This window comes from Streptomyces sp. BK340 (assembly GCF_007827595.1).
Classification (GTDB): Bacteria; Actinomycetota; Actinomycetes; order Streptomycetales; family Streptomycetaceae; genus Streptomyces.
The window spans coordinates 124,406-140,487 of sequence record NZ_VISR01000007.1 but is presented as its reverse complement, the minus strand read 5'-3'; the positions used below and the strand labels follow the sequence as shown (position 1 = coordinate 140,487).

17 protein-coding genes and 1 pseudogene are annotated in these 16,082 nt (G+C 72.9%); 11 read left to right on the top strand and 7 right to left on the bottom strand.

Translation table 11 applies throughout. From position 1 onward, the window contains the following. The first annotated feature begins 19 nt into the window (after positions 1-19). Positions 20-304: a DUF6332 family protein gene (locus FB157_RS16135; RefSeq protein WP_145880212.1), complete on the top strand. Its 285-nt coding sequence runs from the start codon at positions 20-22 to the stop codon at positions 302-304. Here FB157_RS16135 and FB157_RS16130 read toward each other — a convergent pair. Both FB157_RS16130 and FB157_RS16125 read right to left on the bottom strand, forming a co-directional pair. Continuing rightward, positions 265-930, bottom strand: coding sequence for a response regulator transcription factor (locus tag FB157_RS16130; protein ID WP_145880210.1), 666 nt, complete (start codon positions 928-930; stop codon positions 265-267). The two genes, FB157_RS16135 and FB157_RS16130, sit on opposite strands and share 40 nt — an antisense overlap. Further along, entirely contained in the window at positions 927-2,147 is a 1,221-nt protein-coding gene (locus FB157_RS16125) for a sensor histidine kinase (protein ID WP_145880209.1), read from the bottom strand. Before FB157_RS16125 ends, FB157_RS16130 begins: the two co-directional genes overlap by 4 nt. 136 nt (positions 2,148-2,283) lie before the next feature. On the opposite strand from FB157_RS16125, the pseudogene FB157_RS48420 reads away from it, so the two are divergent. Then, positions 2,284-2,445, top strand: a pseudogene (locus tag FB157_RS48420) (zinc-binding dehydrogenase); the annotation flags it as partial. A 41-nt stretch (positions 2,446-2,486) separates the two neighbouring features. On the opposite strand, the gene FB157_RS16115 reads toward FB157_RS48420, so the two are convergent. Further along, entirely contained in the window at positions 2,487-3,176 is a 690-nt protein-coding gene (locus FB157_RS16115) for a TetR/AcrR family transcriptional regulator (RefSeq protein WP_145880207.1), read from the bottom strand. Positions 3,177-3,325: 149 nt separating this feature from the next. Between FB157_RS16115 and FB157_RS16110 the strand changes: the two genes are divergently transcribed. Then, the gene (locus FB157_RS16110) at positions 3,326-3,781 is read left to right on the top strand and encodes a nitroreductase family deazaflavin-dependent oxidoreductase (RefSeq protein WP_145880205.1); all 456 of its coding nucleotides are present in this window, start codon (positions 3,326-3,328) and stop codon (positions 3,779-3,781) included. Here FB157_RS16110 and FB157_RS16105 read toward each other — a convergent pair. Continuing rightward, positions 3,771-5,012, bottom strand: a complete 1,242-nt coding sequence (locus tag FB157_RS16105) for a geranylgeranyl reductase family protein (protein WP_145880203.1) — start codon at positions 5,010-5,012, stop codon at positions 3,771-3,773. The two genes, FB157_RS16110 and FB157_RS16105, sit on opposite strands and share 11 nt — an antisense overlap. 131 nt (positions 5,013-5,143) lie before the next feature. Here FB157_RS16105 and FB157_RS16100 point away from each other — a divergent pair, with 131 nt between their 5' ends. The 4 genes from FB157_RS16100 (at position 5,144) to FB157_RS49410 (ending at position 8,335) form a co-directional block, all read left to right on the top strand. After that, positions 5,144-6,499 carry a dipeptidase gene (locus FB157_RS16100; RefSeq protein WP_145880201.1) on the top strand — a complete coding sequence of 452 codons (1,356 nt, stop codon included), beginning with the start codon at positions 5,144-5,146 and terminating at the stop codon, positions 6,497-6,499. 62 nt (positions 6,500-6,561) lie between these two features. Beyond that, positions 6,562-7,278 carry an MBL fold metallo-hydrolase gene (locus FB157_RS16095; RefSeq protein ID WP_145880200.1) on the top strand — a complete coding sequence of 239 codons (717 nt, stop codon included), beginning with the start codon at positions 6,562-6,564 and terminating at the stop codon, positions 7,276-7,278. 10 nt (positions 7,279-7,288) lie between these two features. Further along, complete coding sequence (locus FB157_RS49415) at positions 7,289-7,822, top strand: hypothetical protein (protein WP_315903817.1); 534 nt, start codon at positions 7,289-7,291, stop codon at positions 7,820-7,822. Between the two features lie 48 nt (positions 7,823-7,870). Then, a complete protein-coding gene (locus FB157_RS49410; RefSeq protein ID WP_315903816.1) occupies positions 7,871-8,335 on the top strand; it encodes a hypothetical protein in 465 nt (154 codons plus the stop codon). A gap of 132 nt (positions 8,336-8,467) precedes the next feature. On the opposite strand, the gene FB157_RS16085 is transcribed toward FB157_RS49410, so the two are convergent. Then, the gene (locus tag FB157_RS16085; protein WP_145880198.1) at positions 8,468-9,523 is read right to left on the bottom strand and encodes an NUDIX hydrolase; all 1,056 of its coding nucleotides are present in this window, start codon (positions 9,521-9,523) and stop codon (positions 8,468-8,470) included. A gap of 144 nt (positions 9,524-9,667) precedes the next feature. Beyond that, on the bottom strand, positions 9,668-9,859 hold the full coding sequence (locus tag FB157_RS16080; protein WP_145880196.1) for a hypothetical protein: 192 nt from the start codon (positions 9,857-9,859) through the stop codon (positions 9,668-9,670). Between the two features lie 203 nt (positions 9,860-10,062). On the opposite strand from FB157_RS16080, the gene FB157_RS16075 reads away from it, so the two are divergent. Both FB157_RS16075 and FB157_RS16070 read left to right on the top strand, forming a co-directional pair. Continuing rightward, a complete protein-coding gene (locus tag FB157_RS16075; protein ID WP_145880194.1) occupies positions 10,063-10,416 on the top strand; it encodes a hypothetical protein in 354 nt (117 codons plus the stop codon). 209 nt (positions 10,417-10,625) lie between these two features. Further along, positions 10,626-12,650, top strand: a complete 2,025-nt coding sequence (locus FB157_RS16070) for an NPCBM/NEW2 domain-containing protein (protein WP_145880192.1) — start codon at positions 10,626-10,628, stop codon at positions 12,648-12,650. Between the two features lie 442 nt (positions 12,651-13,092). On the opposite strand, the gene FB157_RS16065 is transcribed toward FB157_RS16070, so the two are convergent. Further along, complete coding sequence (locus FB157_RS16065) at positions 13,093-14,046, bottom strand: ROK family protein (RefSeq protein WP_145880190.1); 954 nt, start codon at positions 14,044-14,046, stop codon at positions 13,093-13,095. Between the two features lie 289 nt (positions 14,047-14,335). Between FB157_RS16065 and FB157_RS16060 the strand changes: the two genes are divergently transcribed. Together FB157_RS16060 and FB157_RS16055 are read left to right on the top strand one after the other, a co-directional pair. Then, positions 14,336-15,322 (top strand): LacI family DNA-binding transcriptional regulator, encoded by a 987-nt coding sequence (locus tag FB157_RS16060; RefSeq protein WP_385176228.1) that lies wholly within the window; start codon positions 14,336-14,338, stop codon positions 15,320-15,322. Positions 15,323-15,329: 7 nt separating this feature from the next. Then, positions 15,330-16,070, top strand: coding sequence for a hypothetical protein (locus FB157_RS16055; protein WP_145880186.1), 741 nt, complete (start codon positions 15,330-15,332; stop codon positions 16,068-16,070). Positions 16,071-16,082: the final 12 nt, after the last annotated feature.

The following is a 16,082-nucleotide window of genomic DNA, read 5'->3' as shown; positions in this document are numbered from 1 at the left end:
CGTCTGTGAGACTGGCCGGATGGACACGTACGGGGGACGGCGCAACAAGGCCGAGCAGGACGCGGCCATGGTGGAGATCGGATACGCACTGGTCAGTGCCACCTTCGCGGCGGCCGTGGTGTTCGGGGCCGTCGCCGGGCCGGCCCTGCTCTTCGATCTTCCGCAGCTGCTCGGTACCACCCTGCTGTGGATCGGCCTGACGGTCGCTCCGGTGGTCTTCCTGGCCCGGGTGGTGAGTGTACTGGTCCGCTTCCGGCGGGATCGTCAGCCCAACCAGCCGGGTCGCACCAGCCCCGACTCGTAGGCGAGGACGACGAGTTGGGCGCGGTCCCGGGCGCCCAGCTTGACCATCGTGCGGCTCACATGGGTCTTGGCCGTGAGCGGGCTGACCACCAGGCGGCGGGCGATCTCCTCGTTGGACAGGCCGATGCCCACCAGTGCCATCACCTCTCGCTCCCGCTCGGTGAGCTGGGCGAGGGTGTCGGCCGCGGCGGGCTCCTTGGAGCGGGCCGCGAACTCGGCGATGAGCCGTCGCGTGACACCAGGGGACAGCAGCGCGTCACCCTCGACCACCGCCCTCACCGCGCGCACGAGTTCGTCCGGCTCGGTGTCCTTCACCAGGAACCCGGAGGCGCCCGAACGGATCGCCTCGAAGACGTACTCGTCGAGTTCGAAGGTGGTGAGCATGACCACCTTCACGTCCGTCAGCTCCGCGTCCCCGGTGATGCGGCGGGTCGCGGCCAGGCCGTCCAACCGCGGCATGCGGATGTCCATCAGCACGACGTCTGGGCGCAGTTCACGCACCCGGCGCACCACCTCCTCGCCGTCGGCCGCCTCCCCGGCCACTTCGATGTCCGGCTGCGCGTCGAGCAGCGCCTTGAAACCGGCCCGCACGAGCGACTGGTCGTCGGCGAGCAGTACCCGGATCACTGGTCCTCCCTGGTGCGCAAGGGCAGTACGGCGAGCACCCGGAAGCCGCCGTCGGGGCGCGGGCCCGCCTCGATGGTGCCACCCAGCGCGGCCGCCCGCTCCCGCATGCCGGCCAGCCCGTTCCCGCTGCCGCCGGCGTCGGCTCCGGTCGCGGGCCCGTCGTCGTCGACGCGCAGCCGGAGTTCGCCGCCGGCCTGCTCGAAGCACACGCGCGCGTGTCTCGATCCGGAGTGCCGTACGACGTTGGTCAGGGCCTCCTGCACGATGCGGAAGGCGGCGAGGCCGGCGCCGGGCGGCAGGTGCGGAGCCTCGCCCCGGACGTCGACCGTCAGTCCGGCGGCCGCCGCCTGTTCGACCAGCTCCGGCAGCCGGTCCAGGCCCGGCGCGGGGGTGCGCGGCGCGGCGCCCGGTGCGCGCAGCGTGTCGAGCACTTGGCGCACCTCACCGAGGGCCTCCTTGCTGGCCGCCTTGATGGTGGTGAGCGCGGCGCGCGCCTGCTCGGGGTCGCTGTCCAGCAGCGCGAGGCCCATGCCCGCCTGGACGTTGATGACGGAGATGCTGTGCGCGAGCACGTCGTGCAGCTCGCGGGCGATCCGCAGCCGCTCCTCGTCGGCGCGCCGCCTGGCGGCCTGGGCGCGGTCCGCGCGTTCACGCGCCCACTGCTCGCGGCGCAGCCGGGCGAGTTCACAGACCGCGACGACGGCCAGCACCCAGGTGGCGACGACGATCTCCTGCCCCACGCTCGCCGCCGGGTCGCCCTTGGGCGGCAGCCACCGGTAGAGCCAGAGCGCGACCAGGGCGTGCCCGGCCCACAGCAGGCCGACGGCGGCCCAGGCGGCCCGCCGGTGCCCGGCGACCACGGCACTGAAGCAACCGACCGCGACGGTCAGGAAGACCGGGCCGTAGGGGTAGCCCGCACCCAGGTAGACCAGCGCCGCAGCCGCCGTACCGAAGACGACGGCCACCGGGTGACGGTGCCGCCACAGCAGCAGGACCGAGGCCACGAGCAGCAGCACGCGCGCGTAACCGTCGAGCGGCTCCCGGTGCGGCTGGGAGTGTGCGGCGAAGTTCGACCCGACGAGGACGAACGCGGTGATCAGCACCGTGGAACGCCAGGGCAACCCGGCGGCGGGCGAATCCGGTTCGTCGGGCCGGCTCCCCCACGGTGGCCCGTACCGCCACCAGTGCCGGGGTCCTCCTCGGCGCTGCTCTTCCATGCGCGCCACGCTAGACGCCGACGGGCCGCCCGGACGTCGGCCGGACGAGGTGATCACGGATACTCCCCGGGGAGTACGACCGCCCGCGTGCTCAGCGCCCGCCGGTCAGCCCCCCCCACCTCGGCGGTGAACGGCTTTCCGGACCCGGCTGCGCGCCGACCTCACCCAGGTGTTCCACGCCCTGCAGCGCGGCGAGGTCACCGCACGGATCGCCGCCCGGTTGCCGCTCACGGAGGTGGCGCAGGCCATGCCGCCGACGGAGCCCGGCACGGTGGCCGGGAAGGCCGTCCTGGTTCCGGAGGCGCAGGTGAGGGGGGAACCGGGCTCGGACTCCGGACGTCAGGGGCGGAGTCCGACGCCGTGGGCGAGCCGGGCTGCCGCGTGCCGGAAGAAGGTCTCCCGGTCCTCGACCACCCGATGGAACTGCCCGAACAGCTCGAACCCGACCAGCCCGAACAGCTCGGCCCAGGCCGCCACCAGCGCCACGGCCGGCTCGGGGGGCAGGTCGGGCACCAGATCCGCCGCCATGCGCTCGGCCTCGGGGCGCAGCTCGGCCGGCAGGGGCAGGTCGGCGAGGCCGGGACCCCGGTGGGCGTCACGGACGACACCGATGAGGAGCAGGCCGACGCGGGAGGCGGCCGGGACGGTGGTCTCGGGGGCGGCGTAGCCGGGGACCGGCGATCCGTAGATCAGGGCGTACTCGTGCGGATGGGCGAGGGCCCAGACGCGCACCGCCTCGCACACGGCCGTCCAGCGCCGCACGTGGTCCGACTCGGCGACCTTCCGGTGGGCCGCCTCCGCCGCCTCGCCGAGGGAGTCGTAGGCGTCGATGATCAGCGCGGTCAGCAGCTCGTCGCGGCTCGGGAAGTAGCGGTAGAGCGCCGAGGAGACCATGCCCAGCGCGCGGGCCACGGCCCGCAGCGACAGCCTGGCCGCGCCCTCCGCCGCGAGCTGTCTGCGCGCCTCGTCCTTGATGGCGGCGGTGACTTCGGCCCTGGCCCGCGCGCGGGCGCCCTGTGCGGTGCTCATACCAGCAGTGTGCCACGACGGCAGAGCAGTGCACACAAATGAGAGCGGGGAGCAAAAACGAGAGCACTGCTCTTGCGCCGGCACGCCCGCCTCCCCCACACTGGAGTCAAGCGAGAGCACCGCTCTCCCAACAGTGGGGGTCAGTCACCATGTCGTCGTCTTCGCCGTTCTACGTGAAGAGCAGCCCGATGGCCGTGCGCATGAACGGGATCGTCGCCTGGCTCGCCCGGCACGGGCTCAGCATCGCGGGCTCCGCCGAGCTGTCCGTGCGGGGGCGCAAGAGCGGCGCGATGCAGCGGGTCCCGGTCAACCCCCACACCCACGAGGGCGAGCAGTACCTGGTGTCGGCGCGCGGCCACTCCCAGTGGGTGCGCAACATGCGGGCCGCGAACGGCGGAGAGCTCCGGGTGGGCCGGAAGGTGCACGCCTTCACCGTGGTGGAGCTGCCCGACGAGGAGAAGCTCCCGATCCTGCGCACGTACCTGGAGAAGTGGGGCTGGGAGGTCAAGGACTACTTCGCGGGCGTCACGGCCAGGTCCTCCGACGCCGAGATCCTCGGGATCGCCCCCGACCACCCGGTCTTCCGGATCACCGTCACGAAGTAGCGGGGTCCTCCGCCGCGGTCGCCGGCCCCCGGTCCAGCGCGGTCAGGGCGCGCTGGGCGAGCGGGTGCGCCCGGACCAGCTCACCCAGGGACGTCGAGCCCTGCGTGATGTCCTTGAACGCCCGCCAGGCGGGACGGAAGCCGGTGAGGACCGCGTGGAAGATGCCGGGACGGCGCTCGAACGCGGCCAGCATGCGCTTGCCCACGCTCATCTCCACGCCCAGCCCCGCCTTGATCGCGAACGCGTAGTTCAGGGCCTGACGGCGGGTGTCGACGGCGTCGTGCGCCTCGGCGATCCGGACCGCCCACTCCCCCGCCAGCCGGCCCGAGCGCAGTGCGAAGGAGATGCCCTCGCGGGTCCACGGCTCCAGCAGTCCCGCCGCGTCACCGCAGACCAGCACCCGGCCGCGGGACAGCGGCGAGTCGTCGGCACGGCAGCGCGTCAGATGCCCGGAGGAGATGCTCGGCTCGAAGCCGGCCAGCCCGAGCCGGGCGATGAAGTCCTCCAAGTACCGCTTGGTGGCGCCACCTTCGCCGCGCGCCGAGATCACGCCGACCGTCAGGGTGTCGCCCTTCGGGAAGACCCAGCCGTAACTGCCCGGCATGGGGCCCCAGTCGATGAGCACCCGGCCCTTCCAGTCCTCGGCGACCGTCTCCGGGACCGGAATCTCCGCCTCCAGGCCGAGGTCGACCTGGTCCAGCTTCACCCCGACGTGCGCACCTATGCGACTGGCGCTGCCGTCCGCACCGACGACCGCGCGGGCCAGGACGGTCTCCCCGCCCTGGAGCACCACGGCGACCGTGCGCCGGTCCGGCACCGCGGAGCCGTGCTGCTCGACCCGCTGCACAGCGGCACCCGTCCGCAGTTCGGCGCCCGCCTTCTGGGCGTGCTCGACCAGCTGCTGGTCGAACTCGGGCCGGTTGATCAGCCCGAACAGCATCTGCCTGGAGCGGCGGGTGCGGGTGAAGCGCCCGTTGTTCGAGAACGTCACCGCGTGCACACGGTCCTGGAAGGGCAGCTCGAAGCCGGGCGGCAGCGCGTCGCGGGAGGGACCGATGATGCCGCCGCCGCACGTCTTGTAGCGCGGCAGCTCGGCTTTCTCCAGCAACAGCACGCGTCGCCCCGCGACCGCTGCCGCATAGGCGGCCGAGGCCCCCGCGGGTCCCGCGCCCACCACGACGACGTCCCACACCCGCTGCACGTCGTCCGCCGAAGAGTTCTCGCCGCTCACGATGGTCTACTACTCCGATCAAGCCGCTGCCGCACCTGTCCCCCGCATCCTACGGCGACCGTCGTCGCAGGCCACTGTGGGAGGATCGGTCTACCCAGCCGTACAACGTCGCACCCACGAGGAGCGTGCCCATGTCGTCGAATCCGGTCGCCGAGACCGTCGCCTCGCTGCTGCCCCGGGCCAAGGCGGAGCTGACCGAACTGGTCGCCTTCAAGTCGGTGGCGGACTTCGCGCAGTTCCCGAAGAGCGAGAGCGAGGGTGCCGCGAACTGGATCGCCGACGCGCTGCGCGCCGAGGACTTCGTGGACGTGGCCGTCCTGGACACCCCCGACGGCACCCAGTCGGTGTACGGCTACCTGCCGGGCCCCGAGGGCGCCAAAACGGTTCTGCTCTACGCGCACTACGACGTGCAGCCGCCGCTGGACGAGGACGGCTGGGTCACCCCGCCGTTCGAGCTGACCGAGCGGGACGGCCGCTGGTACGGCCGCGGGACCGCCGACTGCAAGGGCGGTGCGATCATGCACCTGCTCGCGCTGCGCGCCCTGAAGGCGAACGGCGGCGTCCCCGTGCACGTGAAGGTGATCGTCGAGGGCTCCGAGGAGCAGGGCACCGGCGGCCTGGAGCGGTACGCCGAGCGGCACCCCGAGCTGCTGAAGGCGGACACGATCGTCATCGGCGACGCGGGCAACTTCCGCGTCGGCCTGCCGACGGTGACCACCACCCTGCGCGGCATGACGATGCTCCGGGTCCAGGTCGACACCCTCGCCGGCAACCTGCACTCGGGCCAGTTCGGCGGAGCCGCCCCGGACGCGCTGGGCTCGCTGATCCGTGTCCTGGACTCGCTGCGCGCCGAGGACGGCTCGACCACCGTCGACGGCCTCGACGCCACGGCGCGGTGGGACGGCCTCGAGTACACCGAGGAGCAGTTCCGCAAGGACGCCAAGGTGCTGGACGGGGTCGGTCTGATCGGTGACGGCTCGGTGGCCGACCGCATCTGGGCCCGCCCTGCCGTCACCGTCCTCGGCATCGACTGCCCGCCGGTGGTGGGCGCCACCCCGTCGGTCCAGTCGAGCGCCCGCGCCCTGATCAGCCTGCGGGTGCCGCCGGGCATCGACTCGGCCGAGGCCACCCAGCTGCTCCAGGCCCACATCGAGGCCCACACGCCGTGGGGCGCGCGGGTGAGCACCGAGCAGATCGGCCAGGGCCAGCCGTTCCGCGCCGACACCTCCAGCCCGGCCTACCGGGCGATGGCCGACGCGATGGCGGTCGCCTACCCGGGCGAGACCATGCAGTACGCCGGCCAGGGCGGCACCATCCCGCTGTGCAACACCCTCGCCGGCCTCTACCCCGAGGCGGAGATCCTGCTGATCGGCCTGAGCGAGCCGGAGGCGCAGATCCACGCGGTCAACGAGAGCGTGTCCCCCGAGGAGCTGGAGCGGCTGTCGGTCGCCGAGGCGCTGTTCCTGCGCAACTACGCGGCGGGGTGAAGTCTTCTGCCGACGGCAGAGCGCCCTCGCCCGAAGGCGGGGGCGCTGCCTAACGTCGGCGCATGGACGTCATCGAACTGCTCCCCCGCCTCCACCTCCTGCGCTTCCCGGTCGGCCAGGCCTACCTCTGGCACGACGGCGCGGAGTCCACACTGATCGACGCGGGGGCGATCGGCGCGGGCCGCACGATCGCCGACGCGCTCGTCGCGCTGGGCCGCGCCCCCGGGGACGTACGACGGATCGTGCTGACCCATTTCCATGAGGACCACGCGGGCGGGGCGGGCGAGTTCGCCGCGCTCAGCGGTGCCGAGGTACTGGCCCACGCACTGGACGCGCCGTTCGTCAGGGGTGAACTCACCGGCCCGCCGCCGCGGTTCGAGGACTGGGAGCTGCCGATCCACGCGGAGGTGTCCCGGCACCTTCCCCGGGGCGCGTCGGTGCGCCCGCGGAGCGTCACTCCCGTGTCCGACGGTGACGTGCTCGATTTCGGCGGCGGCGCGCGGGTCGTCCATGTACCGGGGCACACGGAGGGCAGCATCGCGCTGTTCCTTCCCGGCGAGGGCGTGCTGTTCACGGGTGACACGGTGGCGGCCTCACCGGTCGACGGTGCGGTGATGCCGGGCGTGTTCAACCTCGACCGGCCCCGGCTCGTTAACTCTTTTCGCCGGCTGGCCGCCCTGGACGCGGACGTGGCCTGCTTCGGGCACGGTGACCCGGTGGTGGGCAGCGCCTCGGCCGCGCTCCGGAAAGCGGCGGACAGCCACCCGGCCACCGGCTGATCATGGGGACATGACCTTCCCCGGACGCCTCGCCGCCCACACCCGTACCGCCCGTTCCCTCGCCGCGCTGGGCGACCGGGAGCTGGCCGAGCTGGTCGCCGCGGGCGAGCCGCTCGGCACGGGCATCGGCGGCAGAGCCGTACGCCTCCTGGTCGACGGGCACCCGGTGTTCGTGAAGCGGGTGCCGCTGACGGACCTGGAACGGCTGCCCGGGAACCGACGGTCGACGGCGAACCTGTTCGCTCTGCCGTCGTACTGCCACTACGGCATCGGCAGCCCGGGATTCACCGCCTGGCGGGAGCTGGCCGCGCACACGCTGACCACGGAGGGCGTGTCGGCCGGCGGGTTCCCGGGCTTTCCGCTGCTGCACCACTGGCGGGTCCTGCCCGACGAGCCCCGGCCCCTTCCCGGCGAACTCGCCGATGTGGAGCGGGCCGTGGCCTACTGGGGCGCGGGCGTGCGGGAACGCCTCGAAGCCCTGCGGACGGCCTCCGCGAGCCTGACCCTGTTCCTGGAGCACGTCCCGCACACCCTGCACGACTGACTGGAAGCCGAACTGCGCACGGACCGCGCAGACGCGGCGTGCACCTGGGTGGCGGAGAGCCTGACGGAGCTGACCGATGCGCTTGAGTCCTACCGGCTCCTGCACTTCGACGCCCACTTCCGCAACATCCTGACCGACGGACACAGGCTGTACCTCACCGACTTCGGCCTCTCGCTCGCCTCCGCCTTCCGACTGGACGGCGAAGAGCGGGAGTTCTTCGCCCGGCACCGGAACTACGACCGCGTCCACACCGCCTGCCACCTGGTGATCCGGCTCGTCACCGCGCTGTACGGATACGGCCGGGAGGAACGCGAGGAGTACGTCCGGACGCTGGCCGCCGGTGCCCGGCCCGAGGGCATCCCCCGGGCCGCCGCCGAGCTGCTGACCCGGTACGCACCCGTCGCCGCCGCCATGGCCGACTTCAGCCGGCCGCTGGTGCGGGACAGCCGGCTGACCCCGTACCCGGACGCCGAGCTGAGCCGTGCCTACAACAGCTCGGTGCCCTCGGCGTAGGGGCCGGCCGCCGGGTTCACCCGGGCGGATCACGGAGGCCGGCTCCGTCGAGGACATCTGCGCAGGCGCAAGGACGAGATTTCCCGCCGGCAGCACGGACGCGGCGGGGATCCGAGGGTTCGCCGGAGTTCGTCAGGCGGCCTGACCGGCGACCGGAACGCCGGCCTCCAGATAGAGCGCGGCACCGCGCTCACGGGCCCGCAGCGCCCAGCGCAGCCGCTCGTAACGGACCGGCGGCAGCATGTCGGCGGCCTCCTGTTCGGTCGCGAAGCGCCAGGCGCGCAGTTCCGGCCCCGGCAGCAGCACCCGGGCCGCCTCGGCGGTGTCCAGCCGGCCGCCGTCGAAGAGCAGGCGCAGCCCGCCGAACCCGGGGGGCACGGGCCGCTCCCAGTCCACGACGAGCAGCCGGGGCACCTCCCGCAGCCGCAGCCCGGTCTCCTCGGCGACCTCGCGCATACCGGCGCGGGCGGGGGCCTCACCGCGCTCGACGACCCCGCCGGGAAACTCCCAGCCGGGCTTGTAGGTGGGGTCGACGAGCAGTACCCGGTCCTGCTCGTCGAAGAGGAGCACTCCGGCGGCGAGGGTCTCGGCGGTGGGTTCGGGGGTCTGCACGATGTCACAGGGGGGTACGGTGCCGCCGCCTACGGCGTCGGCGATGCGGACGGCCGTCTCGTACGGGGTGAGCGTGCTGGTGTCCACGAGGTGGGCGTCGGCGGTGAGCCAGGCGGCGAGGGCGGCCCGGTAGGGCTCGATGTGGTCGTACGCCCACTGGCGCTGGCGTATCTCGCCGTCGGGCAGGTCCGGCGGGATCTCCCGCCCGGCTATCCGCTCGCGCAGGATCGTTTCCGCCGGGGCGAGGAGCAGATGGCGTACGGGGATCCGGCGGGCGGCGAGGCCGCCGAAGATCTCGTCGCGGTACTCCTGGCGCAGCAGGGTCATGGGGACCACCAGGGTCCCGCCCAGCTCGGCGAGCATCGCGGCCACCGTGTCGATCACGAGCCGGCGCCAGATCGGCAGGTCCTGGAAGTCGCCGACCTCGGCGAGGCGCTTGGGCGGCAGCAGGTGCGAGAGCGCTCCGCCGATGACCTCGGGGTCGAAGAGCACGCTGTTCGGGATCAGGTCGATCAGTTCCCGTGCGGTGGCGGTCTTCCCCGCACCGAACGCGCCGTTGATCCAGACGACGGTCACGGACTCCCCCTCTTCTGTTGGCCCCCTGTGGCTTGCCCGCTCCACCCTGCCACGGAAACCACATCCAGTTGAGGGTGCACGCACGCGCGTGCCGGTGCCCCGCACGTCGGGGACACCGGCACGGGGTCCGGGTGGCGGGCCGGGCTACTTCTGTCCCAGCGCGTGCTCGTCCACATCGAAGCTGTCCTGGCTGACGATGTGGTCGACGTGGTCGAGGGTGCCGGAGACGTTGAGGTCGCCGAGCGGACCCTTGTCCACGGCGGGCGAGGGGGTGACGGCGGCCACGACGAAGCCGGTGGCGAGGGTGGCGAGGGCGAGCATGCTGCGCTTCTTCATGCCCTGGATCAACTGCGGAACCGCCGGCGGGTCACGCGGTTCTCGGCGATTGCCCGGCCGGGCCATGCGGACGGCACCCCGGGCCGGGCGTCCGGGAACGACGGCCCCACGGAAACTCCGTGGCCGCTGTGATCACGGCGTCGGTATCGTCCAGGTCCCGGCCCGCCGGCAGCAGACGGACCACGACCAGGAGAACGACAGCCATGACCAGCCCCCGCCCGACGACCACCCTCTGGCGCCCCACCGGCCCGAGGGAGCTGGACCTGGTCCGGGAGCTGGACTGGAGGGCCTGGCCGCCACGGCTGCCCGAGCAGCCGATCTTCTACCCGGTTCTCGACGAGGACTACGCGATCCGGATCGCCCGGGACTGGAACGTCAAGCACGACGGCGCCGGGTTCGTCACCCGGTTCGAGGTCGACGCGGAGTTCGCGGGCCGCTATCCCGTCCGGCAGGCCGGCGGCAGGACGATCCTGGAGCTGTGGGTGCCCGCCGAGGAGCTGGACGAGTTCAACGCTCACATCGTGGGCCGGATCGAGGTCGTGCACGAGTTCCGGTGAGGCCGCGAGAGGCCCGGCGATCCAACAGAAACGAACGCACGGCCTCTCCACCATCGCGCAAAGCTCCCTGCCGTCAAGGGGGGTGACGGAGTATCGAACAACTGTGACGCACCTCTTCCAACACAGTCCGACACGTCCTACCGTAAGCGCGCACCGGTGACACGTACATGCCGTCATCCCACCCTGCGCGAGTCGGAGGAACGTCAACGATGCGTCACCCTCACACCCGCACCACCCGCCGAAGAGCGGCCGGAGCGCTCACCGCGGTGCTGCTGTGCACGGCGGGCCTGGCCGCCCCCGCCGTCGCGGCGCCCGCCCGGCACCCCGCCGCCGTGCCCTCGCCGGCCGACGGCCTCGCCCTCACCCCGCCCATGGGCTTCAACAACTGGAACTCCACGCACTGCCGTGCCGACTTCAACGAGACCATGGTCAAGGGGATCGCGGACCTCTTCGTGGCCAAGGGCCTGAAGGACGCCGGCTACCAGTACGTGAACCTCGACGACTGCTGGGCTCTGCCGAACCGCGACGCCGACGGCAAACTGGTGCCGGACCCGGCCCGCTTCCCGAACGGGATCAAGGCCGTCGCCGACTACGTCCACAGCAAGGGTCTCAAGCTCGGCATCTACACCAGCGCCGGCTTCAAGACCTGCAACAGCGCGGGCTTCCCGGGGGCGCTCGGCCACGAGTACAGCGACGCGCAGCAGTTCGCCGACTGGGGCGTCGACTACCTCAAGTACGACAACTGCAACAACCTGGGCGTCGACGCCAAGCTGCGCTACCGGACCATGCGTGACGCTCTCGAGGCGACCGGCCGGCCGATCGTCTACAGCATCTGCGAATGGGGCGAGAACAGGCCCTGGGAGTGGGCGTCGGACGTCGGTCAGCTGTGGCGGACCACCGGTGACATCAACGACAGCTGGGGTTCGATGCTGTCGATCCTCAAGCAGAACCTGCCGCTCGCCCCGTACGCCGGGCCCGGCCACTGGAACGACCCCGACATGCTGGAGGTCGGCAACGGCGGGATGACGGACACCGAGTACCGCTCGCACTTCTCCCTCTGGTCCGTCATGGCGGCGCCCCTGCTCATCGGCACCGACCTGCGCAAGGCCTCCCCGGCGACCTTCGACATCCTGGACAACAAGGAGGTCATCGCCGTCGACCAGGACCCGCTGGGCAAGCAGGGCACGGTCGTCTCCTCCGCGGGCGGACGCTGGGTTGTCGCCAAGGAGATGAAGGACGGCAGCCGGGCGGTCGCCCTGTTCAACGAGTCCGGCTCCGCCCAGCGGATCGCCACCACCGCGGCAGCCGTCGGCCTGCCCGACGCCCCCGCCTACACCCTGCGCGACCTGTGGCAGCACCGCGGCTACAACACCGCGGGCACCCTCGCGGCCACCGTCCCGGCCCACGGCACGGTCCTGCTGCGGGTCGCGGCCGACCCGGACTGGGCCGCCAGCCCGCCCGCCGCGGAACTCGGCCTGGACGGAAGCCCGATCGTGGAGGCGGGGACCCCGGCCACGCTGACCACCGCCGTCACCGACCTCGGCCGGACATCCGCGCGCCGGGTGTCCGTGTCGCTCACCGGCCCGGACGGCTGGACCGTACGCGCCACCTCGGCGACCACGGCCGCCGCCCTCGCCACCGGCAAGTCACTGCGCACGGGCTGGCGGGTCACCGCCCCCGCGGGGACATCGACCGGCTCCTACGGCCTCACTCTCAGGGCGAGTTACCGCTCACCCGCCGGAGAGAACGTCACCAGCGCCCTCCCGCTGACCGCGACCGTCGCGCTGCCGCCGCCCACCGGGACGTCGTACCTCAGCGATCTGCCCTGGCTGTCCCCGACCAGCGGCTGGGGGCCGGTCGAGCGCGACACGAGCAACGGGGAGAGCGCCGCGGGCGACGGTCACCCCATCACGCTGGGCGGCGTCGGGTACGCCAAGGGGCTCGGTGTCCACGCGGACAGTGAGGTCTCCTTCTACACCGGCAAGGCCTGCGAGAAGGTCACCGCGGACGTGGGCGTGGACGACGAGAAGGGCACGAAGGGCACCGTCGCCTTCGAGATCTGGGCGGACGGCACCAAGGCCGCCTCGACCGGCGTACTGACCAACACGCAGCCGGCGCAGCCGCTCACCGCCGACGTCACCGGCGCCCAGGTGGTCCGCCTCGTCGTCACCGACGGCGGGGACGGCATCGACTCGGACCACGCGGACTGGGCGAACGCCCGGCTGAGCTGCTGATCACGGACGTCCGGCCACGCCGCTGATCGCCGTCCGAACGCATGCGTCGGCTCACCTGCTGACGGTGGCTTCGGACACCGGCGTCGGGCTCGGCCCCGGACCGTCGCTCGGCACACGCACGCAGAGCCCGGGCGCCGGAGCGCCCTCGCCCCCTGCCGTGGTCGCGTCCGGCCCACCGGCCGCCGCGGCCGCGGCGGTACCGAACCACCCTCGAACGCCCGCCGCCATCGCATCCGGCCCGGGGTCCCACGCTGCCGCCGCGGCGCCGGCCGAACCCCGGTCCACACCCATCCGCGCAGGCGTCACCGCCGGCCGCCCGACCGCCCTCACACCCCCGCCACCATCACATCCGGCCCGGGATCCCACACTGCCGCCGCGGCGCCGGCCGAACCCCGGTCCACACCCATCCGCGCAGGCGTCACCGCCGGCCGCCCGACCGCCCTCACACCCCCGCCGCAGTCGTGTCCGGCCGGAGGGCCAACGCGGCCGCGGCAGCGCCGACCAGACCCGCATCCGTACCCATCTGCGCAGGCGTCACCACGAGCCGCTGGACGAAGGAGAGGGTCGCGTAGTCGGCGAGGGCCTTGCGCAGGGGCGTGAGGAGGATGTCGCCGGCCTTGCCGACACCGCCGCCGATCACCGCGATGTCGATCTCCACCAGAGTTGCGGTGGCCGCGATGCCGGCGGCCAGGGCCTGGGCGGCCCGCTCGAAGGAGGCCACGGCGACCGGGTCGCCCTCCCGGGCGGCGGCGGCCACCGCCGCGGCGGAGGTGTCACCGTCCGGGCCGGGCCGCCAGCCCTCTTCCAGGGCGCGGCGGGCGATGTTGGGGCCGCTGGCGATGCGCTCGACGCAGCCGCGCGAGCCGCACGGGCACGGGTCGCCGTCGAGGTCGACGCTGATGTGCCCGATGTGCCCGGCGTTGCCGGTCGGGCCGGGATGCAGCTGTCCGCCGAGGACCAGGCCGCCGCCGACGCCGGTGGAGACCACCATGCACAGCGCGTTGTCGTGGCCGCGGGCGGCGCCCTGCCAGTGTTCGGCCGCGGTGATGGCCACCCCGTCGCCGATCAGCTCGACCGGCAGCCCGCCGGTGGCTGAGCGCACCCGCTCGACCAGCGGGAAGTCCCGCCAGCCCGGCACGTTCACCGGACTGACGGTGCCCGCCGAGGCGTCCACCGGGCCCGCACTGCCGATGCCTATCGAGCCGGCGCGTCCCCACAGAGGCGACTCGGCGAGGTCGCCGAGCACCCCCTCGACGGCCTGCATGACCGTTTCGCCGTCCTTTTGCGCGGGCGTCGCACGCTGCGCGCGTGCCTGGATCCGTCCGTGACCGTCCACCAGAGCGCCGGCGATCTTGGTGCCGCCGATGTCCAGGGCCGCCACGAGGTCGGTGTACATCAGTGTCAGTTCTCCCCGTTGAACCTTGAATAACCAGAAAGAGGCAGGCCGGTCGAGCGGTGGGGGCGCAGGCCGGAGACAGCGGTGGACAGTCTCTCGCGCATCTGACAACGTTGTCCAGGCTCTATGCTCGACGCCACATCCTCATACAAACCACGGATCTCCGCAGCACCCCCGTGGGACAGCCCGGACGACAGGACAAGGACGCCGCATCGTGCCCGAGAGCAGCCGCCGTGCAGACCGCCCCGCAGACCGTCACTCCGGGTCGCGTTACGGCAACCGTCCCACGATGAAGGACGTGGCCGCGCGCGCCGGGGTCGGCCTGAAGACGGTGTCCCGTGTGGTCAACAGCGAGCCGGGTGTCACCCCGGACACCGAGCGCCGCGTCCAGGAGGCGATCGAGGCGCTCGGCTTCCGCCGCAACGACAGCGCACGCGTCCTGCGCAAGGGCCGCACGGCCAGCATCGGCCTGGTCCTGGAGGATCTCGCCGACCCGTTCTACGGCCCGCTGAGCCGCGCGGTCGAGGAGGTGGCCCGGGCCCACGGCGCCCTGCTGATCAACGGCTCCAGTGCCGAGGACCCGGACCGGGAGCAGGAGCTGGCGCTCGCGCTGTGCGCCCGGCGGGTGGACGGTCTCGTGGTGATCCCGGCCGGGGACGACCACCGCTACCTGGAGCCGGAGATCAGGGCGGGCGTGGCCACCGTGTTCGTGGACCGCCCCGCCGGGAAGATCGACGCCGACGTCGTGCTGTCGGACAACTTCGGCGGCGCCCGCGACGGCGTCGCCCACCTGATCGCGCACGGCCACCGCCGGATCGGCTTCATCGGCGACATGCCCCGCATCCACACCGCGGCCGAGCGGCTTCGCGGCTACCGGGCAGCCATGGGGGACGCCGGGATACCGGTCGAGGAGCGGTGGATGTCGCTCGGGGCGACGGATCCGGTGCGAGTGCGCCGGGCGGCCGAGGAGATGCTCTCGGCCCCCTCCCCCGTCACCGCGATCTTCGCGGGCAACAACCGGGTGACGGTCACCGTGATCCGGGTCCTGGCCGAGCAGTCCCGCCCGGTCGCTCTCGTCGGCTTCGACGACATCGAGCTGGCCGATCTGCTCCAGCCGGGCGTCACGGTCGTCGCCCAGGACGCGGCCGCCCTCGGCCGGACCGCCGCCGAGCGTCTCTTCCGCCAGCTGGACGGCACTCTCGTCGCACCCGAGCGGATCGAGCTGCCGACCCGGCTCATCACCCGCGGCTCGGGCGAGCTGTCGCCCGCGGAGTGAGCCGCCCGTGACCGGTGACGTCGGACGCACCCTGGCGGAACTCGGCCTCGCCGAGGCACCCCGCGACCGTCCCCTGACCTATCCGGGCGCCTGGCCCGCCGACTCCGGGCTGCTGCACGGCGAACGGCTGCTGCCGCTGGACCGGTTGGTGCACGAGGACCGGACGCCGGTGCTCGCCGTCGGCTCCAACGCCTGCCCGGGGCAGCTGCGCCGCAAAATGGACGAGTCCGGGATCGACGCGGCCATCCCGATGGTGCGGGCCCGGGTGACCGGCATCGACGTGGGCGTCTCCGCCCATGTGAGCCTGCTGGGCTATGTCTCCGCCTCTCCCGTCAAGTCACCCCGGTGCTCACGGGAGTTGTTCGTCATCTGGCTGGATCCGCGGCAACTGGCGGTGATCGACGCCAGCGAGCCGAACTTCTGGCGGGCCTGGCTGCCCGTACCCGACGTGCGGATCGAGCTGCCGGACGGCTCGGCGCTGACCGGCGCGTACGCCTACGTCAACCGGCACGGGGTGCTGCACGACGGCACGGGCACACCCCGCCGGCATCCCGGACAGCGCCCGCTGCTCACCGAACTCCTCGTGGCGTCGGCCCTGCTGCGCGAGCTGTTCGGGATCACACCGGAGGAGTTCTGCGCGCGGGCCCGCGCCGACGCCGCGCTGTGCGCGCGGGGCACCCGCCTGTTCGCGGAGCACGCCTGGGTGACGGAGTCGGGGCTGGAGCCGTACGCGCACGGCCGGCCGTAGCCCGCGCCCGGT